This window comes from Mumia xiangluensis, assembly GCF_010994095.1.
Lineage (GTDB): Bacteria > Actinomycetota > Actinomycetes > Propionibacteriales > Nocardioidaceae > Mumia > Mumia xiangluensis.
The window spans coordinates 270,619-295,569 of the sequence record NZ_WJYO01000001.1 but is presented as its reverse complement, the minus strand read 5'-3'; the positions used below and the strand labels follow the sequence as shown (position 1 = coordinate 295,569).

The following is a 24,951-nucleotide window of genomic DNA, read 5'->3' as shown; positions in this document are numbered from 1 at the left end:
GCTCGGCGGGCCCAGGCGTCACTGCGGTACGGCGGCGGCGAGGTCGGCGCCCCAGGCGCGGGCGCGTTCGAGCTCGCCGTCCGCGAGCGGTCCCTCGTACCCGTGGACGCCGAAGGTCTCGGCCTTCGCCGCCGGCTCGAAGCCCTGGCTGACGAGCCGCTTGAGTGCCTTCTTGGCGGCCGAGCCAGGGAGCCGCGGGGACACCGTCCGGGTGTCGAAGGTCGCGACGCCCACCGCCGTCCCGGGGAACGGGAGGGCCTCGATCCACTCGCGGATGCCGCTCTCCGGGATCCGCGACGCGCCGCGGTCGCGGGCCGACTCCCGCGTGGCCGCCTTCGACATGCCGAACGCGTGCGTGGGCCCGCCGACCACGAGCAGCTCGGCGGCAGGATCGAGCGGCGTCTGCGGGGACGCCTCCTGCACCGTCACGGCGTCGTCGCCGAGCCGCGTGGCTATCCCTTCGCCGATCGCCCTCGCGACCGCCGCGGTGTTGCCCCAGATCGACTCGTAGACCACCTGCACGCGCGCCATCAGCGACACCCCCAGCCTTACGCTAGGACGTACGGCCGGCGGCCGCGAGTCACAGAGCGTGACTCGCGGCCGCCGAAAGCGTGACTCGTCAGCTGAAGACGCCGAGCTCTCGGATCGAGATCCCGTACTTCGTGGCTCGCTTCTCGCTCACCACCCGGACGAACCGCGCGGACCTCGTGGGGATGCGTACGGCGTCGCTGCCGCCGTTCGACGCGGTGACGGTCGCCCCCGCCGACCACGTCGAGCCGTCGAGCGACGTCTCCACCCGGTAGCGCGACGCGTACGCGTCCTCCCAGTCGATCGTCACGCGGGACACCTGGCGCGGTGTCGCCAGATCGACACGGAGCCACTCGGAGTCGCTGCCCCACGCGCTCGCCCACCGCGTGGAGAGCGAGCCGTCGACCGCCTGCGACGGCTTGAGGCGGCCGAGCAGCGTCCACTCGGTGGAGCTCGCGCTCGCCGTGGAGCCGCGGGCGAGGTTCAGGCCCGGCGCCCACGTGGCCGATGCCGTCCACGTGTCGAGGTACGACTGGGCGCCGGCCATCAGGTCGTCGGTGATCGCGGACCCGGCCTTGCGGCGGAGGCTCTCGATCCAGTCGGGGACCATGCCGTAGTGCGCGACGCCCTCGACGTTGTAGTCCCACACCCGCTGCCCGGTGCGCTGCCGGTCGAGCACCGCGCCGCCGTCGGCGGACGTGAACGGGTAGGTGATCTTCTCGGTGTCGTCCGCAGGGGGCGCGGGAGTCCCGCCGAAGCCGTTCATGTCCATGCCGAACCCGTAGCCGACGCCGTACTTCTGGCGCAGGGCGCGCGTCGCCTGCCAGTCGGCGACGTACTCGCCGGTCGAGTGGCCGTACTGCGTGGCGAAGCCGCCGAGCTGGTACAGCCGCTCAGTCGAGGTGCCGGCCAGCCAGCTGTGGCTCGACAGCGCGCCGGGGTATCCGCCGGCCTCCATGACGTCGAACGCACGATCGGCGGCCTTGGCGCTCATGTGGTCGAGCTCGACCATCATGTTGCGCTGCATCATGCCCTTCAGCGCGTACTCGCCGAGGTCGGAGAGCCCGCGCGGGTTGCAGTGCGGGCCGGTCGGATAGACGGGCAGCAGCGCGGGCAGGCCGGGGATGACCGACAGCTCCTTCGGGATCACGCCGCCGATGACGGTGTTGTCCGGGGTCTCGCCCGGCTTGCACGGCTGCGGGTTCCACCAGGTGCCGGTGGTGAGGAACTGGCCGACGTTGACGATCAGGCCGGTCGTGCCTGCGTCGTAGCGCACGCCGCACAGGGCGTTGTCGAACTTGTGGCAGAGGAACATGCTGCTGACGCCGAGGCTCTTCAGCTCGTCGAGCCCGCGGTCGATGTCGCCCTTGTTGCACTGGGCGACCCCGAGGACCTGCTTGCAGCCGAACGGCTCGGACACCTCGACGCCGAGCACGACGGCGAGCTTGCCCTGCTCGATGACGCTGCGCGCCTGCTGCGGGGTGGTGACGACGCGGAACCAGCCCTTGCCGGCGCCGCCGTACTGGGCGTCGACGTAGTCCTGGAGCTCGTACGTCTTGCGTGCCTCGCGGCGGACCGCGTCCATGTCGTCGCACGGTGCCTCGTTGGGGCCGGCGACGATGCCGAGGATCGTGCACAGCCCGGTGTTGGAGACGAGGTCGTTGACCATCACGCGCTGTCCGCCGCGCCACGCCCGCTCGACCCACTTGTAGTACATCTGCTGGTGCGTGAACGACGAGTACGACGGCCACTCGGGGAACGTCGGCCACCCGGTCGTGTCGTGGGAGTCGAGCGGCCCTGCGCCCTTGGCGGAGTTGGTGAGGTTCTCGAGCAGCGAGACGCCGTGGCCGTCGCAGTCCTTGAGCGCGTCCGCGACGCCGGCGTGGCTGAACGTCGCGCCGCACACCGCGTGCCCACCGAAGCCCTCGTCGGAGAACATGTGCGTGTGCGCGTCGATGTATCCGCGTACGTCGCCGGTCGAGGTCGTGCCCGTGAACGGGGCGCCCGTGACGTTGACCTCGGACTCGACGGCCGGCGGGTTGGTGGGCTCCCACCACTCGCCCTGCGCCTGCGCCGAGGACGTCGTCGCGAGGACGCCCACCAGCGCTGCCAGGACGGCTCCGACCGTCGCCGCGCGCCTGCCCCGTCCGCTTCGTCTTGCGCTGCTTCGCATGGGCTCGACCTCCACTGGGTGTGCAACCGGGTGTGACGCATGTTAGGGGCATCACATCTTGGGCGCCAGTCCAAGTTGACGGTCGTGGTGTAAGGCGGCCGCGCGCCCCTTGCGCGTACGACAGACTGGGGGTGATGCCTTCCCCGAACGAATCCACCGCATCCGGCCCGACCCCCGTACGCCGCCGCCCCCGCCGCTGGCTCCTGGCCGCGGTCGTCGCGCTCGTCGGCCTGGCGGTCGCGTGCGTCGTCGGCATGACCCTGTTCACGCACGCCCACCGCACGGTGCTCGTGGGTGCGCACTCGGGCACGGTCACGCCGACGTTCGACGGCCACGCCACGCTCGACTTCGGATCGGTCCTCCCGAAGGTACGGATGGCGGTCGACCAGCCATTCGACCTCGGGGTGTCCATCGACCTCGGCGACACCGAGGCCGACAGCCTCAACGAGCTCGTCGCCCGCGACGCGGTCATCGCCTCGCAGCCCGAGGCGGAGATCGCGCAGATCAGCAGCGTGGTGCGCGACATCGCGATCACGTCGGCGCTGCGCGGGCTCGGCGCCGGGCTCGTGGTCGCGATCCTGCTGGTCGCGGTGTGGATGCTCGTCGGGCAGCGGCGTCGCAGCGAGGTCGCCGAGCGGGTGCGCAGCGCCGTACGCCGGAAGCGACCGCAGCGCGCGGTGATCGCGCTCGGACTGGCATCGGTCCTTGCCCTCGTCCTCCTGACGTGGCCGGAGCCGCCGGAGGAGACCGTGGCAGACGTGCGGTGGCGGCCGATCGGGCAGGTCTACCCGGAGATCGCCGACGAGGTCGCCGACGTCGACCTGGCCGGGATCGAGGTCTCGTCCGGGAGTGCAACCGACGCAAGCAGGTCGATCGTCGAGTCCGCCATCACGACGTACGACACGTCGGTCAAGTTCTACGGCGCCCTCGCCGACCGCGTCCCCGAGATCGCAGACCAGCTGCGTCAGCCGGAGGACGGGGAGGTCGTCGCCGTCCTCGTCTCGGACCGCCACGACAACGTCGGCATGGACCCGGTGGTGAAGGCGGTGTCCGACGAGGTCGGTGCGTCGCTCCTGATCGACGCCGGCGACGACACGTCGACGGGCGGGTCGTGGGAGGGGTTCAGCATCCGTTCGCTCGCCGACCAGTTCCGTGACATGCCGGTCGTGGCGGTGGCCGGCAACCACGACGAGGGCCCGTACATCGCCGACCAGATGGAGGACGAGGGCTTCACCGTGCTCGACGGCGAGCCGGTCGACGTCGAGGGCATCCGGTTCATCGGGTTCAGCGACCCCCGCAGCTCCGGCCTGACGGCCGGATGGAGCCAGGGCAACACCTCGATCAAGCAGCAGGGCGAGGAGCTGACCACGACGTCGTGCGAGGACGGCGACGTCAGTACGGTCGTGGTGCACAGCCCGACCACGGGCGACGAGGTCGCCGCGTCGGGTTGCGTCGACCTCGTGCTGTCCGGTCATCTGCACGTGCAGCGTGGGCCGACGGTGCAGGTCGCCGAGGACGGTCGCAGGACGGTGAGCTTCACGAACGCCAGCACGGGAGGCGCCGCGTTCGCGTTCGCCCTGGGCAGCAAGCTGCGGCGCCAGGCGCAGGCGACGCTCATCACCTACGCCGACGGCACCCCCGTCGGGTTGCAGCCGGTGAACTTCAACCCCGACGGCACCATCGGCGTCGAGCCGTACGTCGACCTCGCCACGCTCACCGCGCCCACGCCCACGCCCACGCCCACGCCCACGCCCACGCCTACGCCGACACCGACTCCGTGAGCGCGTGCGCTACGCTCTGCCGCATGACCGCACGGACCACGCTCGGTTGGTGGCGCCACCTCTAGGTGGTGTCTCGTGCTGTTCCCCAGACCCCGCCCTCTCGGCCGCGTCTGGAGATCGCGTCGGCCGACCACTCCGTACGAGGACCGACGATGAACGCTCTCGAGCACCTGCTCACCCTTCCCGCGTACGCGATCATCCGTGTGCGCGACTCCGACCGCGTGCTCCTGCTCGGCGGCGGCCGCACCGATGTCGACTCGCTCCTCGACGTCCCGCTCACCGAACCCTCGGCCATGCCGTCGACCGCGGAGGCGTCGACGGGGTACTCGTACGACAGCCTCGTCCTCGTCCCGTACCGCCAGGTGCGCGAGCGGGGCTTCGAGGCGCACGACGACGGCACCCCGCTGTCGGTGATCGCAGCGGAGACGTCGCTCGAGGTCGCGCTGGACGACCTGCTCGCGGCGCTCCCCGACGGCGAGATCGGGCTGGACGACAAGGGCGGGTTCGAGACCGACGACGAGACGTACGCCGCGATGGTCCGCGACGTCATCGACTCCGAGATCGGGCAGGGTGAGGGAGCGAACCTCGTCATCGGGCGCCACTACCGGGCGCGCCTCGCGGACTGGGGTCCGACGGCGGCGCTGACGGTGCTGCGGCGGCTGCTCGAGCGCGAGCGGGGTGCGCACTGGACGTTCCTGATCTTCACCGGCGAGCGCTACCTCATCGGGGCGAGCCCAGAACGGCACGTGAGCGTCGACGCGGGCCAGGTCCGGATGAACCCGATCTCCGGCACGTTCCGCCTGCGCGGCCTCGAGACACAGGCTGATCGCAAGCGCGAGCTGCTGCGCTTCCTCGACGACGAGAAGGAGATCTACGAGCTCTTCATGGTCGTCGACGAGGAGCTCAAGATGATGTGCGACATCTGCTCCGAGGGCGGCATGGTGCTCGGCCCGTTCCTCAAGCCGATGACGCACCTCGTCCACACCGAGTACCTTCTCGCGGGGCGGACCCACCGCGACGTGCGCGAGGTGCTGCGCGACTCGATGTTCGCGGCGACCGTCACCGGCAGCCCCGTGGAGAACGCGTGCCGGCTGATCAAGAAGTACGAGACGGAGGGTCGTGGCTACTACGCGGCCGCGGCGGCGCTGATCGGCCGGGATGCCGACGGTGAGCCGACAGCCGACTCGCCGATCCTGATCCGTACGGCCGACGTCGACCTCGACGGCAACCTCAAGGTGACCGCGGGGGCGACGCTGGTGCGCGACTCCGACCCCGACTACGAGACGGCAGAGACGCACGCGAAGGCGGCGGGAGTGCTGAGCGCGTTCGGCCTCGTGCCTGCGGCGCCGACGCCGCAGGCGGGCTTCGACGCGTTCGCGCACGACGACGAGGTGCTCATCGCGCTCGGGTCCCGCAACCAGCGGCTGAGCCAGTTCTGGCTGTCGGACCAGTCGGGTACGGCGCCGGCCGAGGTGCTCGCGGGACGACGCGCGCTGATCCTCGACAACGAGGACGACTTCGTCAACATGCTGTCGCACGTGCTCGGGGTGCTGGGGATCGCCTCCGACGTGGTCCGGCACGAGGACTACGCCGGCCCTGCGTCGTACGACGGGTACGACCTCGTCGTCGTCGGCCCGGGCCCCGGCGACCCCCGTGATCTCGCCGACCCGAAGATCGCGACCGTCCGCCGTGCCGTCGACGACCTGCTCGCGTCGCGTACGCCGTTCCTCGCCGTGTGCCTCGGGCACCAGGTCCTGTGCGGGGCGGTCGGGCTCGACCTCGTCTACAAGGACATCGTGTTCCAGGGCACGCAGTCGGTGCTGCCGCTGCGCGGACGCACCGAGACGGTCGGCTTCTACAACACCTTCGTGGCACGGGAGCCCGACACCGGGCTGCCCGCCGGCGTGAGCATCGAGACCGATGCGGAGTCGGGCGACGTGCACACCGTCGCTGGGCCGGGATACCGCGGCATCCAGTTCCACGCGGAGTCGATCCTCACCCAGCACGGTGACCGTCTGATCGGCGAGATGGTGGCCGAGCTCCTGGCGTGACTCGAGGGCACCGGGTCAGGGGACGCGGAGCCGCGCGATCACCCCGGCGTGGTCGGTGCCCTCGATCGTGAACGTGTCGGCGACGTACGGCCGAGCGCCGCGGCTGAGGATGTGGTCGAGCGTGACGAACGGTGGCACCAGCGACAGTCCGCGCGGCCAGGTCGGGGCGAGTCGTGGTCCGGCCGCGTCGACGGCGTCGATGAACCCGTCGGACAGCCGCCGGAACACCGGGTGGTCTGCGGACGCGTTGAAGTCGCCCGCGAGCACGACGGGCACGCCCTCGGGCTGCGAGCCGGCCCAGATCCGGAGGTGGTCGAGCTGGCGTCGCCACGCGGACGCGCCGCCCAGGATCGGCGGCCACGGGTGGACGGCGCGGATGCGGACCAGGCGGTTGCCGACGACGAGGTCGGCCGCCGGCTGCTCGAACTCGTACGGCCCGGGCTCGGCCGGGGCGATGACGGCGGCGAGGGGTTCCCCGGCGAGGATCATCGACCCGGCCACCGGGTTGTCGCGGCCGGAGTGCACGCGGAACGGCATGAGGCGTTGCATCCCGGCTGCGTCGAGCGCGGCGAGATAGTCGGCGTCCGCCTCCAGCAGCACGAGGGCGTCGACGCGCCTCTCGTCCACCAGACGCACGACCGCGGCAGGATCCGCCTCACCGTAGTCCGCGTTGAGCGACGCGAGCGTGAAGTCGCGACCGGGTGTGCGGGAGTCGACGGCGCCGCCCGCGTGGGTGAGCGTCGTCGCGGCGACGTACGCCGCGAGCAGCGCCGCCGGCGCGTACCAGGCCAGCACCCGCCACCGGCGAACGACCATCACCGTGACCACGCCCAGCGCAGTCAGCACCACCCACAGAGGAGCGAGCGCCTGTACGGCGGGGACGGTCCCGCGGGCGGTGACGTCGAGCCAGCGCATCGCGAGCGCGACCGCGAGCGCGACCGGGAGACCACGAGCGGCGAGCCGGAGGACGGTGTGCACGGGGACAGTGTGCCGTGCGGCGAGAGGGGCCGGAGCAAAAAACCGAGGGCCGTACGCACGTCGTCGTGCGTACGGCCCTCTCGGGGGGAGGGGGACCTGAGGCGGTCAGGAGCCGAGCGAACCGCCGTCGGAGTCGAGCGTCACGTCGGCCGTCTGCTGCTTGCCGTCGCGGGTGTAGGTCAGCGACACCTTGTCGCCCGGCTGGTAGCCGCGGACGGTGGCGACGAGGGCGTCGGAGGACGCGATGGCCTGGTCGTCGATGCGGACGATCACGTCACCGGTCTCGATGCCGGCCTTGGCCGCGGCGCTGCCGTCGCTGACCGACTTCACCTCGGCACCGATCGTCGTCATGCCATCGGTCTCGACGGCGTCGGACACGGTCACACCGATCCGGGCGTGCTCGACCGTCTTGCCGTCGACGAGCTGGGCGGCGACGTTCTTGGCAAGGTCGATCGGGATCGCGAACCCGAGCCCGATCGAGCCCGACTCGCCACCGCTCGTACGGATGGCGCTGTTGATGCCGATGACGGCACCGTCGGCGTCGACCAGCGGGCCACCGGAGTTGCCCGGGTTGATCGCCGCATCGGTCTGGATGGCCGGGAAGACGTTGCTCGTCTCGGCGCTCTCGCCGGCCTGGACCGGACGGTTCAGGGCGGACACGATCCCGGTGGTCACCGTGCTCTCCAGCCCGAACGGCGAACCGATCGCGACCACCTGCTGGCCGACGCGGAGGTCGGCGGAGCTGCCGAGCTTGGCCGGCGTGAGACCGCTCTTGTCGGCGGCCTTGACGACCGCGAGGTCGGTCACGGGGTCACGCCCGACGATCTCGGCACGGGCGATCGAGCCGTCGTTGAACGACACGGTGATCTCGCCGCCGTCCGCGGCCGCCTCGACCACGTGGTTGTTGGTGAGGATCTCGCCGTCGCTGCTGATGACGATCCCGGTGCCGCTGCCGCTCTCCTGGCCGCCGCGCACGTTGAGCTGGACGGTCGACGGGAGGACGGACTGCGCGACCTTCTCGATCTGGGTCTCGGGGATCGAGCTGTTCGACACGTTCGACGCATCGAGCGACGAGACCTGCGAGCCGGTGCTCGCGTCGTCGGTGAGCGCGTCGTAGCCGGCCGCGCCACCGATGCCGCCCACGATGCCGGCGACGAGGGCGCCGGCGACGACGGCCGCGGCGAGTCCGCCGCTGCGCGTCTTCCTCGGCTTCGACGGCGGAGGCGTCAGCGCGTTCGGGGTGAAGCCGAACGGGTACGGCTGGGTGTGCTCGGCGGGACGCTCCTGCGTGCCGGTGGCGCCGTAGCGGTGCGTGTACTCCGCGCCGGCCGGAGTGCCCGAGGTGCTCGGGTATCCCGCGCCGCTCGGAGCCGCGTAGGAGGGAGTGGGCTGCGGCGCCGGCTGCGGTGCCTGACCCATGGGGTCTGACGGACGGGATTCTTCGTTCATGACCTCAGCATGTCCTGCGTCTCTTAGAGGTACCTGAGACATCCCTAGGATCAGAAGAAGACGTCAGACTGGGTCGGCGGGGGTCGTGCCGTCGTCGCCGAGGCCACGCCCCGGGATCCGCAGCGTCATCAACGCCCCGCCGTTCGGACCGCGGGAGGCCGTGACCGTGCCGCCGTGCCGCTGGGCGGCCTGCGCGACGATCGCCAGTCCGAGCCCGGAGCCGGGAAGGCGTCGGGCGTCACGTGAGCGGTAGAAGCGGTCGAACACGTGGGGGAGGTCCTCGTCGCTGATCCCGGGTCCGGCGTCGGCGACCGTGAGGACGCCGTCGCGGAGGCGTACGTCGATCTCGCCCAGCGGTGGGCTCCACTTGGCGGCGTTGTCGAGCAGGTTCGTGACCGCGCGCTCGAGCGCGCGTGACTCGCCCACGACGATCCAGTGCTCGAGCTGCACGTTCATGCTGATGCCCGGCGCGCGCCGCTGGACGCGTTCGACGGCGGTCTCGATGACGTCGACGAGGTCGATGGGCTCCGGGTCCGGGGCGCCCGCGTCGCGGGCGAGCTCCACCAGGTCCCCGACCAGGGTCGCGAGCTCGTCGAGCTGCGCGTGCACGTCGCCGATCAGCTCCCGGCGCGCCTCGGTCGACATGCCGCCGCGCTGCTCGGCCTGGCCGAGCAGCTCGATGTTCGTCTTGAGCGAGGTGAGCGGCGTCCTCAGCTCGTGCCCGGCGTCGGCGACCAGCTGCCGCTGCCGCTGCTGCGACGCGTCGAGCGCGACCATCATCTGGTTGTAGGCGACGGTGAGACGCGCGAGGTCGTCCCTGCCGTGGACCGCGATCGGCTTGAGCTCCTCGGTACGGGCGACGTGCTCGACGGCCGTCGTGAGCCTGCGTACGGGGCGGAGCCCGCTCGTCGCCACCACCGAGCCCAGCAGCCCGGCGACGAGCACGCCGAACGCGCCGATCGTCCACAGGACCACCCGGAGACGGTCGAGCGCAGCCTCGATGTTCGCGAGCGACTGGCCCAGGACCAGCGCACGGCCGTTGCCGGCGTTGACGGCGACGATCCGATAGCTGGTGCCGCCGATCTGGGACGTACGCAGGGAGTGCGTCCTCGACCCGGCAGCGACCGCCAGCTCGTCAGGCCCGACGAAGCTCTCGAGCCCCGTGTAGTCACGATCGGCCTCGATCACGGCCATGTGGACGTCCGCGGCGAGGAGCGCGGCCTCGGGGAGGCCTTGGATGTCGGACTCGGTGACGACCCCGGCGCGGACGGCGGCCGTCGCACGCGAGACGAGGTTCTCGTCGACCGACGACGTGAACTCCGACTTGACGCTGACGTAGATGATCACGCTCACGCACGCCAGGGTCACTCCGACGGCGACGGTCGTGAGGATCGAGATGCGGGCGGCCAGCGAGACCTGCTCGGTGTGGTCGTGCAGCCAGCGACGCCACGAGCGGGTGCGAGCGGGATCGGTCACGTCGGCGAGCCCGTCGTCACGGCGCAGTCTCCCGGAGGACGTAGCCCACACCGCGCATGGTGTGGAGCAGACGCGGCTCGCCTTCGGCCTCCAGCTTGCGGCGCACGTAGCCGACGTAGACCTCGAGCGAGTTGGCGGTGGTCGGGAAGTCGAACCCCCAGACCTCCTCGAGGATGAACGACCGCTCCAGGACCCGCTTGGGTCGCTCCATGAAGAGCTCGAGCAGCGCGAACTCGGTGCGCGTCAGCGAGATCGAACGCTCGCCGCGGTGGACCTCGCGGGTCGCGGTGTTCATCGTCAGGTCGGCGAACTGGAGGACGACCTCCTCGTCGTCGCCGTCGGGAGCCTGAGCGGCGCGCCGCAGCAGCGCGCGAAGGCGCGCGAGGAGCTCGGCGAGCGCGAACGGCTTCGTGAGGTAGTCGTCAGCGCCGGCGTCGAGGCCGTCGACCCGCTCGTCGACCGCGTCCTTCGCGGTGAGGACGAGGATGGGGACGTCGTTGCCGGCCGAGCGGAGTGCTCGCGTCGCGTCGAGGCCGTCGAGCCGCGGCATCATCACGTCCATCACGATCGCGTCCGGCTTGATCATCGGGACTCGCGCGAGCGCCTCGGCGCCGTCGGACGCGACGTCGACGGCGTACCCGTTGAACTCCAGCGAGCGGCGCAGGGAGTCACGGACAGCCCTGTCGTCGTCGACCACGAGGATGCGCATGGTTGCCAGGGTGCCAGGTCAGGCCGAGGAACGCCTGAGCGTCAGCGAAGAATTCGGACAGTGCCGGGGCGCCTAGCCACCCTGGTCGGGGCGTGGAGCCTCGCCCGCGAGCACGTACGCCGCTGCCGCCACGGCACGCTCGCCGTACCCCCCGCCGAACAGCGCAGCGTGCACCAGCAGCGGGTGGAGCTGGTGCAGCGGCACCCGCGCCTGCCATCCGTCGGCGAGCGGCGCGGCCTCGTCGTACGCGTCGATGATCCGCTGCAGGTGCTGGATGCCGAACAGCGCGAGCATCGCGAGGTCGGTCTCGCGGTGGCCGCCGTGCGCCGCCGGGTCGATGAGGTACGCGCGGTCCTCGGTCGACCAGACGACGTTGCCCGACCAGAGGTCGCCGTGGATGCGTGCCGGCGGCTCGGGCGGCCCGGCGAGCTCGTCGAGGCGTCGCACCACCTCCTCGATGGGGCCGGCGTCCTCGGTGCTCATCGCGCCGCGATCGACGGCGACCTTCAGGTAGGGGAGGATCCGGCGCGTCGCGTAGAACTCGGTCCAGGACGTCGCGGGCTTGTTGGGAAGCGGCACGACGCCGATGTAGCCGTCGCGGGCGAAGCCGAAGTCGTCGGCGCTGGCCGCGTGCGTGGTCGCCAGACCACGGCCGAACGCCTCCGCCGCATCGGTCGTCGCCTTGCCGGGCTCGATCCACGACACCACCAGGCAGTCCTCGGCCACGCCGAGCACCTCGGGCACGAGCGCGCCGCCGGCCTCACCGAGCCACACGAGCCCTTCGGCCTCGGACGTGTAGAAGTCGTGCGGCGCCTGCGGGCGTGTCTTCATCACGGCGCTGCGTCCGTCGGTGAGCCGCAGCCGCGTCGCGGTGTTGGTGTCGCCGCCCGCGACCGACGTCGTCGCGACGACGGTCACGCCGAGCAGTGCCTCGGCCTTCGCTGCGATGCCCCCCATGCGCGCCATGAGCAGACGGTACACAGGAGTGGGGCGCCCTGCCCCTCGTCGTGCGAGGCGGCCTTCCTAGTCGGTGACGTCGGACACGAGGGAAGGCACGCGCTCGACGATGGCGTCGGCGGTGCGCTCGATCATCCGGAGGACGGCGACAAACCCTTCAGGGCCGCCGTACCAGGGGTCCGGGACCTCGTCGTCGCCGGGCCTCGCCACCGGGTCGTACGCGCGGAACTTCTGGACGAGGCGCCGCTCCTGCGGCGTCCGGGCGAGCGCGGTCACGTCGTCGAGGTTGGCGTCGTCCATCGTGAGGATCAGGTCGTGGTCGCCGAACCACGAGGGGGTGATCTGCTGGGCGCGGTGGCGCGACGGGTCGTACCCGTGGTCGGTCAGCACGGCGGCGGCCCGTGGGTCCATCGGCTCACCGACGTGCCAGTCGCCGGTGCCGGCCGAGTCGACGTGGACCACGTCCGACAGCCCGGCGTCCGCGAGCTTGCTCTCCAGCACGACGTCGGCCATGGGGGAGCGGCAGATGTTGCCGAGGCAGACGACAGCGATGCGGAGCGGACCGCTCATGCCGCTGGGTGCCGGGCCCATCTCACTCGGTGTCCACGAACAGTCGAAGCGCCATGTTGACGAGCGAGATCACGATCGACCCCCACAGCGCGACCCAGAATCCGTCGACGTGGAACTCGATCGGCAGCGCGCCCGTCACCCACTCGGTCAGGAGCAGGAGCAGCGCGTTCAGGACGACCAGCAGGATGCCGAGGGTCAGCACGATGAACGGGATCGAGACGAGCTTGAGTACCCGGCCGACGGTGAGGTTGATCGCGGTGAAGACGGCGGCGATGACCAGGAGCGTCCCGGCCTTCTCCCAGCCGTCCTGACTCGCGTCGCCGATGCTGATGCCGCCGAAGATCCACGCGGCGACGGCGATGGCGGCCGCATTGCACAACCAGGTCAGCACGATCTTCATGCGGACCATCCAAGCAGACCGGCGGTGCTGGTCAGCCGGCCACCTCCGGCACCACGCTCGGCGGCGCGGTGCGGGACAGCTGTGCGAGCGCGATGCCGGCGACGACCAGCAGGCCGCCGACCACCTGCACCGCGTTCAGCGACTCGCCGAACCACGCCCACCCGAGCGCGGCCGCGCCGACGGGCTCGAGGGTGGCGACCATCGTGACGACGGTGGCAGGGAGGTACTGGAGCGCGCTGAGCTCCATGAAGAACGGGGTCAGCGTGCCCAGCACGACGACCCACGCGAGCGCCAGCCACAGCGGCACCTCGTACGCGTCGAGGGCCCCGAGCAGGTTGGCCGGAGTGCTCAGGTCCGGAGTGGTCCACACCGGGCTCACGACGTTCATCGCGAGGGCGGCGAACGTGAAGGCCCACACCATCACCCGTACCGGATCGGCGTCCCGCACCCCTTGCTCACCGACCAGGAAGTAGACCGCGAAGCACACGGCGGCGCCCAGGCCGGCGAGCATGCCGACACCGTCGAACGCAAGGCCCTCGGTGATCTGGGCGACGAGGGCGAGGCCGGCGAGCGTCAGCGCGATCGCGAGCCACATCGTGCGGCGTACGTCCTGCTTCTGCACGAAGCGCGCCCACAGGACGACGAGCACGGGCGCGAGGTACTCGAGGAGCAGCGCCATCCCGACGGGGATGCGGTCGATCGCGATGTTGTACGTCCACTGGACGCCCGCCACCCCGACGACGCCGAGCAGCAGGAGCAGGGCGAGCTCGCGGCCTCGGGGGACCCGCAGGGCGCTGCGGTCGGCGACCAGGGCGAAGGCGACGAACAGCAGCGCCGCCCCCGTCGTACGGAGGGTGGTGAGGAGTGCCGGGTCGATCCCGGCCCGCATCACGACCCGGGAGACGCCCGCGTTGACGATGAAGAAGCACGCGCCGCCGACGACCAGCGCGTACCCGAGACCGACCTTCGACTGTCCGCGTGCCACCTCGGGATGCTCTCACGACGGTCAGGGCCGCCCGGAGGGCCGGTCAGGCCGGTTGCGCCGGGGAGGTCCAGATCGTACGACCGTCGGGACCGGTCGACGGCGTGAACGTGCCGGTCTCGACCTGGCGAGCGGTGATCCCCGCCTTCTTCGCGGCCTTGGCGACGCGGTCCCGGAAGTCGAGCCAGGCGGCGCCGTCCGGAGCGCCGCCCTGGTCGGGGGCGGTCGTGGCGCCGAGCGCCACCTCGCCGGTCGGCGTACGGACGAAGGCTGCCGATGCGGCGTACTCCTCGAAGCCCGTCATCAGCGCCCACCGGGTCGGGCCGACCTGCTTGCTCATCGTCTTGGCGGCGACGGCGTCGACCAGGCCGGTCGCGGTCTGCGGGTCGGTCTCGAGGACCACGCCGGTGCCGAGCCACGTGTGTGCTCGCGAGGCGCCACGCTCGGCGCCTCGCTGCGCGTTGCGGGCGTTCACCTTCCGCTTCATGCTGCTGCGGAGCTGCGCGAGACCGACGATGACGACGAGGAGAACGACGCCCAGGAGCAGGGTTGAGGTGGGCATGAGGGCTCCCGAGAATGGCGAGGCGGGCGGGGAGTGGCGATGCTAGCGGACCGTCGGCGCTCAGCTCATGTCGAGCGGTTGTGCCGTGGACTCGAGCACGGAGAGCCACAGGTCGCCGTCGGGGGAGACGGAGTGGCGACGCTCGATCACGAGCGGGATCGGCACGTGCACGAAGCGGTGGCGGCGTCGTCCGACGACCATGTCGGTGCGGCCGGCCATCGCGGCGTGGACGGCCACCTGGGCGAGACGCGCGCAGTAGACCGAGTCGGAGGCGTCTGCCGGGACCGCGCGGATGCCGTAGCCGGGTTCGAGGAACTTCAGGGTGAGCGGCTCCCCGCGCTCGCGGAAGTCGTCCTCGATGGCCTCGCGCACGATTGTGGCGATGTCGCCGAGCCGGCTGTTGCCGGACGCGTCGGACTTGCCGGTGGCGCGTACGTGCTCCTGGCCGGCGCCCTCGGCGAGGACGATGACCGCGCTCCCGTGCTCGCGCACGCGCCGCGCGAGCGAGCGCAGCAGCCCGTTCTCGCCGTCGATGCTGAAGGGGACCTCGGGGATGAGCACGAAGTCGGCGTCGTGGTTGGCGAGCGCGGAGTAGCACGCGATGAAGCCCGCGTGCCTCCCCATCACCTTGACGAGGCCGACGCCGTTCTCGGCCGACTCCGCCTCCACGTGCGCGGCGGTGATCGCCTTGGCAGCCTCGGCGAACGCGGTCGCGAAGCCGAAGCTCTGCCCGATGTGGGGGATGTCGTTGTCGATGGTCTTCGGGATGCCGACGACGCCGATCTCGAGCCCGCGGTCGGCGATCTCCTCGACGATCCGGTGGGCGCCGTGCATCGAGCCGTCCCCGCCGATGACGATGAGGGCGTCGACCTCGAGCTCGACGAGGCGGTCGACGATCACCGCCGGGTCCTGGGCTCCGCGCGACGTGCCCAGGATGGTGCCGCCGCGCTCGTTGATGGATCCGACGAGCCCCGGGGTCAGGGTCACGGGCTCGAAGCCCAGCTCGGGTACCAGCCCGGCGTACCCGTTGCGGAAGCCGGTGACCCGCGTGACTCCGTAGTGCGTGTAGAGCTCCAGCGTCACCGCGCGGATCACGTCGTTGAGGCCGGGGCAGAGACCACCGCAGGTGACGACGCCGACGTGCGTGGTCGCCGGGTCGTGGAAGATGCGGGCGCGGGGGCCGCCGGGCTCGAAGGACGGCCACCGCTCGACGGGCTCGCCCCGCTGCTCCAGGAGAGAGATCGTGTCGTCGTACAGGACGCGGTCGTCCTCGGAGACGTAGTACTCGTTGGTCTTGCGTCCCGCGACGTACGACCCCAGCGGGGAGTCGTGCCGGGAAGGCCCGAGCGAGGAGACCTGGAGGTCGGCGAGCGTGGTCACGGGACGAGCGTAGGCAACCCAGGCCCGTCCGCGCCTCCCCGTGCCTGCTGCCCTGGCTGGTCATTCTGCGATCTGGTGTCGGGATCGCTTGTCAATCTGATACCCCTTTAGAGGGGTAGATAGGCAGACTGCTATGATCGAACCTGCTCGGCCTTTCACTCTGTCTATTATGTTGTTTCTCAGGAAAAAATGGATCTCTCGCTTCTCCTCGGCTTCGCCGGCCTCTGCGTGCTGCTGGCGCTGACGCCCGGACCGGACACGTTCCTGGTGCTGCGCTTCAGTCTCGGTGGCACTCGTGCCGGGCTGGCCGCGGCCACCGGATCGGCGACCGGTTCGCTGCTGTGGGCGCTCGCGGTCGCCGCGGGCCTCGCGACCCTGCTCGAGCAGTCTGCCGAGGCGTACCGCGTCGTCAAGATCGCGGGCGGCCTCTACCTCCTGTGGCTGGGGGTCCGTGCACTGATCCGGCGCGGACGCGGTGTCGGCGACGTCGACGGCGCGTACGGCGTCCGCCCGGCGGCGGCGATGCGCGCGGGTCTGCTCTCCAACGTGCTGAACCCGAAGGTCGGGCTCTTCTTCGTCGCGATCGTGCCGCAGTTCCTGCCCGGCCACGACGTGACGCTCGGAGCGACGCTCCTGCTCGGGGCGATCTTCGCCGCGATCGGCTTCGTCTACTTCGCCCTCATCGCGGTCGCGGCCGGCAAGGCGATCGGCTGGCTGCGTCGCCCGCGGGTGGAGCAGGCGATCGATCGCGGCAGTGCGGGCATCATCGCGACGCTGGGCGTCACGACGCTCGTGTCCGCGACCCGCTGACCGTCCGATCGCGCGTCAGGGGCCGAGCGGGCGCGGCTGCTCGCGTACGACCTCGCGCGCGTCCTTGTCGTCGCGCAGCCCCTGGTAGCGCGGATGGCGCAGGCGCCCGGCTCCCGTCCACTCGCTGAACCCGATCTGGACCACGAGTCGCGGCTCCACCCAGTGCGTCTGCGCCGGGCTGGTGCGGCTGGCCTTGCGGATCTCGGTCGCTGCTTCCGTGAACGGGTTCTCGGCACGGGCGAGGGGAGCGAGCAGCGTGCCGAGCCGAGCCAAGGTCGCTTCGTCGAACCCCGTGCCGACCTTGCCCGCGTACTGCAGCTCGTCTCCGTCGTAGTAGCCGAGAAGGAGTGCGCCGAGTCCCGAGCGGGCACCCTGAGGGTCGGTCCAGCCGCCGACGACGAGCTCCTGGCCGCGGACGACCTTGAACTTGAGCCAGTCCGGCGAGCGCCGCCCGGGCTGGTACGTCGACGCGGCGCGCTTGGCCATGACGCCTTCCCAGCCGGCGCGCCCGGCCTGGTCGAAGAGCGCGAGGCCATGCTCCTCCTCGTGCTCGCTGAAGCGGACGACCGGCGAGTAGGAGAACGCGTCGCGCAAGGCGTCCTTGCGGGCGGTCAGCGGGAGCGGGCACAGGTCGTGGCCGTCGAACCGCGGCAGGTCGAACGCCCAGAAGGCGAGGGTGACACCAGCGGTCGCGATCGTCCGTGCGTTGGTGACGTGCATGCGCTTCTGCAGGTCCTCGAAGCTCGTCTGGTCCCCGCGCATCGCGCACAGCTCGCCGTCGATCGCCCAGTCCTTCGCGGAGTCGAACGCGCTCAGTGCGTCGACGATCTCGGGATAGCTTGCGCTGACGTCGATCCGGTTGCGGGTCCACAGCCGGACGGTCGCGCGTTCCCGGATCGCCATCAGCCGCTCGCCGTCGAGCTTGCGCTCGAACACCCAGGACGGGTCGTCGAAACGCCGCGACGACAACGTCGCGAGCATTGGCGCGATCCAGAGCCCGGCCACGAGACGACCGTACGACGAATCACCCGCGCGCGCGGGTGATGGCTCAGACGTGCCAGGCGCCGACCCACTCCTCCCAACGCGGACCGTCGGCAAGTGAGGCGTCGGTGCGAGCGTGCTCGCGCAACCCGCGCATCACGAGGGCGAGATAGCGCAGGTGGAGGGCATCGGCCTCCGCGCGAGGGAAGGGGAGCGGTGGGCGCAGGTGCGTCAGCAGCTGCATGACGTCCGCGGCGGTGAAGCCCGCCGGCAGGACTCCGGCGGCGCGGTCGCGTGCGACGAGCCGCTCGAGGCCGGCGTGCAGGTCGTCGGACGCCGCGGCCAGCTGAGGAGGGAGCGGGCCTCCGGCGCCGGGAGGTCGCAGCAGCGGCCCGGTGGCTCCGGTGATCTGCCGGGCGAGGAACGCGGCAACGGCGCCGCCTGCCTCGTTCGTCTCTGCCTCGCCAGTCTCCGCCTCGTCCGCGATGTCGCTGGCGAGCTGGGCTGCCTCGCGGACCGCGTGGACGTGGAGCGCCTCGACGAGGGCGTCCTTGGTCGGGTAGCGGCGGTAGATGGACCCGACGCCGACCCCAGCCTGCCGTGCGACGGCAGCGATGGACGCGCCAGGGCCCTGGGTCGAGAAGACCTCGCGCGCAGCGGCTAGCACGGCGGAGTCGTTCGACCGAGCCTCGCGCTGGCGACCGGGAAGGGGGCGGTCGGGGAGGTCGGGCATGGCCACACTTTATCTGTGGCGACGGGTGCTATCTTGAAGCGGAACGGAGATTCCGTTCCGATTCATCGAGAGCGAGCGATCCGTGCCACCCTCCACTCCTGTCACCGACGCTGCCGTGTCGATCGACCCCGGCGCTGTGGCGAGCCGCGAACGCCAGGCCGAACCGGCCACCACCGCACGCCCCGGCCTGTTCATCTTCGCGCTGAGCGCGGTGGTGTTCTCGTTCTCGCTCATGCAGACGCTCGTCGTTCCGGCCCTGCCGACACTCGGTCGCGAGCTCGGCGCGACCGGGCAGGGCGCCGGCTGGATCCTCACGGCATTCCTTCTCGCCGGCGCGGTCCTCGCTCCGGTGGTCGGGAATCTCGGCGACCGGCTCGGGCACCGCCGTGTCCTGCTCGCGGTCGTGCTCGTCTTCGCCGCCGCGACCCTCCTGGCTGCCCTTGCGCCCAACCTCGGGCTGCTCCTCGTGGCACGCGTGGTGCAAGGCGTCAGCACCGCCACCTTCCCCCTGGCGCTCGCTCTCGCGGGCGGCATGCTGCGCGGTCCGCGACTCGCGGCAGCCTTCGGGTGGATCCCCGGGATGATCGGTCTCGGCGCCGGGGTCGCGCTCGTCGTCGGTGGCGTCGTGGTCGACACGCTGTCGTGGCGCTGGCTGTTCGCCCTCGGGGCGGTCCTGATCCTGGCGTCCGCCGCGATGGTGATGGCCTGGGTGCCCCGCGCCGGTGCGCCGGCCGTCACGCGGCCGACCGACTGGCCTGGGATCGTGCTGCTCGCAGGCGGCCTCGTCGGGGTGCTGCTCGCGGTGTCGCAGGGCGGCACCTGGGGCTGGGGCTCGTCGCTGACCCTCGGGGTCGGCGCGGCGGGCGTCGCGCTGCTCGCGCTGCTGGTGCTCGTGGAGCTCCGCACGGCGGCGCCGGTGGTCGACGTACGGACGTTCCGTCACGGCCCGCTCGTGCTCATCAGCCTGCTCACTGTGGCCGTCGGCTTTGTCCCGTACGTCTGCTACATCGCGTTGCCGCTGCTCATGCAGGCGCCAGCCGGCACAGGGTACGGGCACGGCATGAGCGTGACCGCCTCGGCGCTCGCCATGCTGCCGAGCGCGGTCCTGGTCTTCCTGGGAGGGCGGACGACCCCGCTCCTGGTCGCCCGCTGCGGCGCCGGCGGCGCGGCGACGGTGGCCGCCGCGGTCATGGCGGTCGGAGCGGCCGGTCTGGCACTGTGGCCGACCACGCCGTGGGCCGTGATCGTGGGCTTCTCGATCCTCGGCTACGGCAACGGGATCGGGTACGCGATCTGCGCTCGACTCGTCATGTCCTGGTCGCCGGCGGCAGAGGCCGGGGCGGCCACGGGCCTGAACAGCGTCGTACGCACGATCGGCTCGGCTGCCGCCGCTCCGATCGTCACTGCCGTGCTGTCGGCAGGTGCTCTTGCGGGGCACGACGTCGCGCACTCGTACTCGCTCGTGTTCTGGGTGGCGGCCGGAGCGAGCCTCGTCGGCGTCGCTGCCGCCCTCGCGCTGACGGCACGATCGCGCCGCGACGACACCGTCGCGAGCTAGGGGTCGGCCGCGAAACGACCGTACGACGAGATACCTGGTCTGCGCTCTTGACCGCGCGGCATGGGAGGCGACAACCTCTAGCACACAACTTGGAACGCCGTTCCGAAACAAGGAAACAGGGGATCCCATGCGTCTGAGACGTACTGCCCACCTCGCCCTCGCCGCAGCGCTGACCGCAGCCGCCAGCGGGGCCGTCCTCGCCGGCACGAACGCCACCGCCAACGCCGCGACCGGTGTGGCGCACTACTCCACCCAGGTGACCAACGACGGCGCCGACGTCTACTACCCGGCCGGTGCCACCGGTGAGCTTCCCGTCGCCCTTCTCATGCAGGGCGCGAAGGTCCACCGGATGTACTACGCCGAGTACGCCAAGGCCGTCGCCTCGTACGGCTTCGTCGTCGTGGTGCCCAACCACAAGCGCCTCGTGTTCTTCGACCAGAACTACTACCCGTCCCAGAAGATGCCTGCCGAGGCGCTCGAGTGGATGGACGACGAGAACGCCAGGACCTCGTCGCCGCTCGCCGGGAAGATCGACACCGACACGCTCGTCCTGCTCGGGCACTCCTTCGGCGGCGCCGCCGCGCTCGGCGTCGCGGAGGAGTCGTGCGGGATCCCGTTCTGCACGACGCTCGGCTACTCGCTCCCCGGTGAGGTGAAGGCCGCCTCGCTGTTCGGGACCAACAACAAGTCCCCGCTGTTCGGCAACACGGCGAGCATGGACAACCAGATCCCGGTCCAGCTCGTCCAGGGTGCCGCCGACGGCATGGCCCTGCCGGCCGACGCCGAGGCGTCGTACGCCGCGCTCGAGAACGGTCCCAAGCAGATCGTCCGCGTCGCCGGGGTGAACCACTACGGCATCACGAACGTCCAGAGCCCCTCGGGCGCCGAGGCCGAGACGAGCGCCCAGGCCGTCTCGCAGGCCGCCAGCATCGACACGACCGCGCGCTGGGCCGCGCAGTTCCTCAAGGCGCAGCTCGGCGACGCCGCCGCCGCCGACTACGTCTACTCGAGCGGTGACGCGGCCGATGCCGGTGTCACGGTGAGCACCACGATCGGCTGACGTCGTACGGGGTCCCGGACGGTAGGCCTGCCGTCCGGGATCCTGTGGTCGCGGTGCTAACCTGGCTGCACGATGTGAGCCCGCTCACATCTCGTGGCTCGTACGCCCAAACACCGTCCGGTCGGCGTGCCACGTCTCAGATCCGTCGGCTGCGGAGACCCCGCGCCGCGAACGCGAGGAGTGCTCATGGCCGACCTTGTCGACCCCCCGCTCGTCCAGCTGCTCACCCCCGAGGGAGAGCGAGTCGAGCACCCCGACTACCGCTTCGACGGTGACGACCAGACGATCGCCGCGCTCTACCGCGACCTGGTCCTCACCCGTCGCGTGGACACCGAGGCCACGGCGCTCCAGCGCCACGGCGAGCTCGGCATCTGGGCCTCGCTCCTCGGCCAGGAGGCCGCGCAGATCGGCTCCGGCCGCGCGCTCGCCCCGCAGGACTTCGCCTTTCCGACCTACCGCGAGCACGGCGTCGCGTGGTGCCGCGACGTCGACCCGATGGCGCTGCTGCGCCTCTTCCGCGGCACGGACCAGGGCACGTGGGACCCCGACGAGCACAACTTCGGCCTCTACACGATCGTGATCGGCGCGCAGACGCTCCACGCGACCGGGTACGCGATGGGCATCCAGCGCGACGGCGCGGTCGGCACCGGCGAGGCAGGCCGTGACGCGGCCGTCGTCGCGTACTTTGGCGACGGCGCCACCAGCCAGGGCGACGTCAACGAGGCCTTCGTGTACGCGGCGGTGATGAACGCCCCCGTCGTCTTCTTCTGCCAGAACAACCAGTGGGCGATCTCCGAGCCGACCACGCGGCAGACCCGCGTGCCGCTCTACCAGCGGGCAGCCGGCTTCGGGTTCCCCGGGGTGCGGGTCGACGGCAACGACGTGCTCGCCGTCCACGCGGTGACGACGGAAGCGCTCCAGAGGGCTCGCGAAGGAAGCGGCCCCAGCCTGATCGAGGCGTTCACCTACCGCATGGGCGCGCACACCACGACCGACGACCCGACCCGCTACCGCCACTCCGACGAGGTGGAGCGCTGGAAGCTGCGCGACCCCCTCGAGCGGGTGCGCGCCTACCTGCGCCGGGTCAACGCGGTCGACGAGGCGTTCTTCACCGACATCGAGGCCGAGGCGGAGGAGCTGGGCGTCCGACTGCGTGCTGAGGTCCGCGCACTGCCGGATCCCGACCCCACCACGTTGTTCGGCAACGTCTTCACCGAGCAGACGCCGGAGCTCGCCGCCGAGCAGGAGGAGTTCCGCTCCTGGTCCGCGAGCCTCGAGACGGAGGTGGCCCGATGACCGCGACGACGATGAGCATGGCCAAGGCGCTCAACGCAGGCCTGCGGCGCGCGATGGACGACGACTCGAAGGTCGTGCTGATGGGCGAGGACATCGGCCGGCTCGGCGGAGTCTTCCGGATCACCGACGGCCTCCAGAAGGACTTCGGCGACGAGCGGGTCATCGACACACCGCTCGCCGAGTCCGGCATCCTCGGCACGGCGGTGGGCCTCGCGCTGCGCGGCTACCGGCCGGTGGTCGAGATCCAGTTCGACGGGTTCGTCTATCCCGCGTACGACCAGATCGTCAGCCAGGTCGCGAAGTACCGCTACCGCTCCGGTGGACGTGTCGGGATGCCGATCGTGATCCGCATCCCGTTCGGCGGCGGGATCGGTGCCGTCGAGCACCACTCCGAGAGCCCGGAGGCGCAGTTCGCGCACACGCCCGGCCTCAAGGTCGTCGCGTGCTCGAACCCGCGCGACACGTACTGGATGATCCAGCAGGCCGTCGCGTCGCCGGACCCGGTCGTGTTCCTCGAGCCCAAGCGGCTCTACCACTCGACCAAGGCGGAGATCGACGTCGAGGCCACGCCGACGCCGCTGTTCTCCAGCCAGGTCGTACGCCCGGGGACCAGCGCGACCGTCCTCGCGTACGGGCCGGCCGTCTCCGTCGCCATGGGTGCCGCGGAGGCTGGGCTCGCCGACGGTCTCGACCTCGAGGTCATCGACCTGCGCACGCTCTCGCCCCTCGACATGGGGCCGGTGCACGAGTCGGTCCGCAAGACCGGCCGCGCCGTCGTCGTCCACGAGGCGCACCGCAACCTCGGGATGGGTGCCGAGATCGCCGCGCGCATCAGCGAGGAGTGCTTCTACTCGTTGGAGGCGCCGGTCCTGCGCGTCGGAGGGTACGACACGCCGTACCCGCCGAGCCGTGTCGAGGAGGCCTGGCTCCCCGATCTCGACCGGGTGCTCGACGCTGTCGACCGCAGCCTGGCGTGGTGAGCGCGATGACGACGAACGAGTACAAGCTGCCCGACCCCGGCGAGGGTCTGACCGAGGCCGAGATCGTCTCGTGGCACGTCGCGGTCGGCGACACGCTCGCGGTCAACGACATCGTCTGCGAGGTCGAGACGGCCAAGTCGATCGTGGAGCTTCCGACGCCGTACGCAGGGGTCGTCACGGCGCTCCTGGTGGCCGAGGGTGAGACGGTGGCCGTCGGCACGCCGATCATCGCGGTGTCCGACGGCGTCGCCGACGAGGCGCAGGGCGAGGCGACGCCCCCACCGCGGCCGGTCGAGGAGTCGATCGAGGCGCCGCCGGTCGCCACGCTGGTGGGATACGGGCCGCGTGAGCGCGAGACCGTACGCAGGCGCCGCAGGTCGGCGCCGACGCCGCCCGCGACGTCCCCGGCCCCGCCGGTCGAGCCGGCCCCGCTGGTCGAGGCGACTCCACCCCCGCTGGTCGAGGCGCGAAGCGATCGAGACCCCGCGACCCTCCGTACGCTCGCCAAGCCCCCCGTGCGCAAGCTCGCCAAGGATCTCGGCATCGATCTGCGCGAGGTCCCGCCGGGCGACGGCGGGATCGTGCGACGCCCGGACGTGGAGGCGTATGCGAAGCAGATCGGTGGGGGCGGGGTCTCGATCGACTCCGTCGCCTCGACCAGCGGGGGTGGGGAGGCCGCCTCGACCAGCGGGGGTGGAGTCGCCTCGACCAGCGGGGGTGGGGAGACCGGCGGAGGCAACGGCCGTGAGACCCGCGTGCCGGTCAAGGGCGTCCGCAAGGCGACCGCCGAGGCGATGGTGGCGTCGGCGTTCACCGCGCCGCACGTGACCGAGTGGCTGACCGTGGACGTGTCCGCGTCGATGGAGCTGCTGGACCGGCTGCGTGCCGACCGTGCGCTGTCCGACGTCAAGGTCTCGCCACTCCTCCTCGTGATCAGGGCGGTCTGCCTCGCGCTGCGGCGCACCCCGGAGATGAACGCGACCCTCGACGAGGCGCGCCAGGAAGTCGTCCTCAAGCACGACGTCAACCTGGGCATCGCGGCGGCCACGCCGCGCGGCCTTCTCGTCCCCGTCGTGCGAGATGCCGACCGTCTGCCGATGCGCGGCCTCGCCGAGGCGGTCGGTGAGGTCGTCCAGACCGCGCGTGCCGGCAAGACGCAGCCCGCCGACCTCGCAGGAGGGACGTTCAGCATCACCAACGTCGGTGTCTTCGGCGTGGATGCGGGCACCCCGATCCTGGTCCCCGGACAGACCGGGATCCTCGCCTTCGGCGCGATCAACCGGCGGCCGTGGGTGGTCGACGAGCAGATCGTGCCCCGGTGGGTCACGACGCTCGCGGTGTCGTTCGACCACCGGGTCGTCGACGGAGAGCAGGGATCCCGCTTCCTCGCGGACGTCGGACGGCTGCTGGAGGATCCCGCCAACGCGCTGGTCCTCTGAGCGACCCTGTGTCACATCGTCACCACTAGCGCAAGTGCGTCAGGTGGCGGGATTACGCCAGTTCCTGGGATTTCCTGCCGAGCCTGATGCCGAGTCGT

General features: G+C 71.3%; 22 protein-coding genes. 8 read left to right on the top strand and 14 right to left on the bottom strand.

The window, feature by feature from the left end:
* Window positions 1-18: 18 nt before the first annotated feature.
* Both GH747_RS01310 and GH747_RS01305 read right to left on the bottom strand, forming a co-directional pair.
* Window positions 19-531 carry a flavodoxin family protein gene (locus GH747_RS01310; RefSeq protein WP_149767543.1) on the bottom strand — a complete coding sequence of 171 codons (513 nt, stop codon included), beginning with the start codon at window positions 529-531 and terminating at the stop codon, window positions 19-21.
* An 88-nt stretch (window positions 532-619) separates the two neighbouring features.
* On the bottom strand, window positions 620-2,701 hold the full coding sequence (locus GH747_RS01305) for a discoidin domain-containing protein (RefSeq protein ID WP_149767541.1): 2,082 nt from the start codon (window positions 2,699-2,701) through the stop codon (window positions 620-622).
* Window positions 2,702-2,835: 134 nt separating this feature from the next.
* Between GH747_RS01305 and GH747_RS01300 the strand changes: the two genes are divergently transcribed.
* Window positions 2,836-4,482, top strand: a complete 1,647-nt coding sequence (locus GH747_RS01300; protein ID WP_149767539.1) for a metallophosphoesterase family protein — start codon at window positions 2,836-2,838, stop codon at window positions 4,480-4,482.
* A 152-nt stretch (window positions 4,483-4,634) separates the two neighbouring features.
* Window positions 4,635-6,533, top strand: a complete 1,899-nt coding sequence (locus GH747_RS01295) for an anthranilate synthase family protein (RefSeq protein WP_149767537.1) — start codon at window positions 4,635-4,637, stop codon at window positions 6,531-6,533.
* 15 nt (window positions 6,534-6,548) lie between these two features.
* Here the strand turns inward: GH747_RS01295 and GH747_RS01290 are convergent, their stop codons facing one another.
* From GH747_RS01290 to GH747_RS01245, 10 genes are all read right to left on the bottom strand, one after another.
* The gene (locus GH747_RS01290) at window positions 6,549-7,511 is read right to left on the bottom strand and encodes an endonuclease/exonuclease/phosphatase family protein (RefSeq protein ID WP_149767535.1); all 963 of its coding nucleotides are present in this window, start codon (window positions 7,509-7,511) and stop codon (window positions 6,549-6,551) included.
* A 105-nt stretch (window positions 7,512-7,616) separates the two neighbouring features.
* Complete coding sequence (locus tag GH747_RS01285; protein WP_228552725.1) at window positions 7,617-8,960, bottom strand: S1C family serine protease; 1,344 nt, start codon at window positions 8,958-8,960, stop codon at window positions 7,617-7,619.
* A 63-nt stretch (window positions 8,961-9,023) separates the two neighbouring features.
* Window positions 9,024-10,436 carry a sensor histidine kinase gene (locus tag GH747_RS01280; protein ID WP_228552724.1) on the bottom strand — a complete coding sequence of 471 codons (1,413 nt, stop codon included), beginning with the start codon at window positions 10,434-10,436 and terminating at the stop codon, window positions 9,024-9,026.
* Between the two features lie 16 nt (window positions 10,437-10,452).
* A complete protein-coding gene (locus GH747_RS01275) occupies window positions 10,453-11,145 on the bottom strand; it encodes a response regulator transcription factor (protein ID WP_149767531.1) in 693 nt (230 codons plus the stop codon).
* 72 nt (window positions 11,146-11,217) lie between these two features.
* On the bottom strand, window positions 11,218-12,111 hold the full coding sequence (locus GH747_RS01270) for a fructosamine kinase family protein (protein WP_149767529.1): 894 nt from the start codon (window positions 12,109-12,111) through the stop codon (window positions 11,218-11,220).
* Between the two features lie 57 nt (window positions 12,112-12,168).
* Window positions 12,169-12,672, bottom strand: a complete 504-nt coding sequence (locus GH747_RS01265; RefSeq protein ID WP_149767527.1) for a low molecular weight protein-tyrosine-phosphatase — start codon at window positions 12,670-12,672, stop codon at window positions 12,169-12,171.
* 22 nt (window positions 12,673-12,694) lie between these two features.
* Window positions 12,695-13,072, bottom strand: a complete 378-nt coding sequence (locus tag GH747_RS01260; RefSeq protein ID WP_149767525.1) for a phage holin family protein — start codon at window positions 13,070-13,072, stop codon at window positions 12,695-12,697.
* A gap of 31 nt (window positions 13,073-13,103) precedes the next feature.
* Window positions 13,104-14,057: an EamA family transporter gene (locus GH747_RS01255; RefSeq protein ID WP_149767523.1), complete on the bottom strand. Its 954-nt coding sequence runs from the start codon at window positions 14,055-14,057 to the stop codon at window positions 13,104-13,106.
* 43 nt (window positions 14,058-14,100) lie between these two features.
* Window positions 14,101-14,616, bottom strand: coding sequence for a hypothetical protein (locus GH747_RS01250; RefSeq protein WP_149767521.1), 516 nt, complete (start codon window positions 14,614-14,616; stop codon window positions 14,101-14,103).
* Between the two features lie 60 nt (window positions 14,617-14,676).
* Window positions 14,677-15,996: an ATP-dependent 6-phosphofructokinase gene (locus GH747_RS01245; RefSeq protein ID WP_149767519.1), complete on the bottom strand. Its 1,320-nt coding sequence runs from the start codon at window positions 15,994-15,996 to the stop codon at window positions 14,677-14,679.
* Between the two features lie 189 nt (window positions 15,997-16,185).
* Here GH747_RS01245 and GH747_RS01240 point away from each other — a divergent pair, with 189 nt between their 5' ends.
* Entirely contained in the window at window positions 16,186-16,806 is a 621-nt protein-coding gene (locus GH747_RS01240; protein WP_149767517.1) for a LysE family translocator, read from the top strand.
* A gap of 15 nt (window positions 16,807-16,821) precedes the next feature.
* Here GH747_RS01240 and ligD read toward each other — a convergent pair whose 3' ends face one another.
* Both ligD and GH747_RS01230 read right to left on the bottom strand, forming a co-directional pair.
* Window positions 16,822-17,811: a non-homologous end-joining DNA ligase gene (gene ligD / locus GH747_RS01235; protein WP_228552723.1), complete on the bottom strand. Its 990-nt coding sequence runs from the start codon at window positions 17,809-17,811 to the stop codon at window positions 16,822-16,824.
* Between the two features lie 43 nt (window positions 17,812-17,854).
* A complete protein-coding gene (locus GH747_RS01230; RefSeq protein WP_149767515.1) occupies window positions 17,855-18,520 on the bottom strand; it encodes a TetR/AcrR family transcriptional regulator in 666 nt (221 codons plus the stop codon).
* A gap of 82 nt (window positions 18,521-18,602) precedes the next feature.
* On the opposite strand from GH747_RS01230, the gene GH747_RS01225 reads away from it, so the two are divergent.
* The 5 genes from GH747_RS01225 to GH747_RS01205 all read left to right on the top strand — a co-directional run bounded on the left by GH747_RS01225 (window position 18,603) and on the right by GH747_RS01205 (window position 24,853).
* A complete protein-coding gene (locus tag GH747_RS01225; RefSeq protein ID WP_149767513.1) occupies window positions 18,603-20,078 on the top strand; it encodes an MFS transporter in 1,476 nt (491 codons plus the stop codon).
* A gap of 127 nt (window positions 20,079-20,205) precedes the next feature.
* Entirely contained in the window at window positions 20,206-21,138 is a 933-nt protein-coding gene (locus GH747_RS01220) for an alpha/beta hydrolase family protein (RefSeq protein ID WP_149767511.1), read from the top strand.
* A 186-nt stretch (window positions 21,139-21,324) separates the two neighbouring features.
* Window positions 21,325-22,434 carry a pyruvate dehydrogenase (acetyl-transferring) E1 component subunit alpha gene (gene pdhA / locus GH747_RS01215; RefSeq protein WP_149767509.1) on the top strand — a complete coding sequence of 370 codons (1,110 nt, stop codon included), beginning with the start codon at window positions 21,325-21,327 and terminating at the stop codon, window positions 22,432-22,434.
* Complete coding sequence (locus tag GH747_RS01210) at window positions 22,431-23,414, top strand: alpha-ketoacid dehydrogenase subunit beta (RefSeq protein ID WP_149767507.1); 984 nt, start codon at window positions 22,431-22,433, stop codon at window positions 23,412-23,414. Before pdhA ends, GH747_RS01210 begins: the two co-directional genes overlap by 4 nt.
* Before the next feature lie 5 nt (window positions 23,415-23,419).
* Entirely contained in the window at window positions 23,420-24,853 is a 1,434-nt protein-coding gene (locus GH747_RS01205) for a dihydrolipoamide acetyltransferase family protein (RefSeq protein WP_149768624.1), read from the top strand.
* Window positions 24,854-24,951 lie beyond the last annotated feature (98 nt).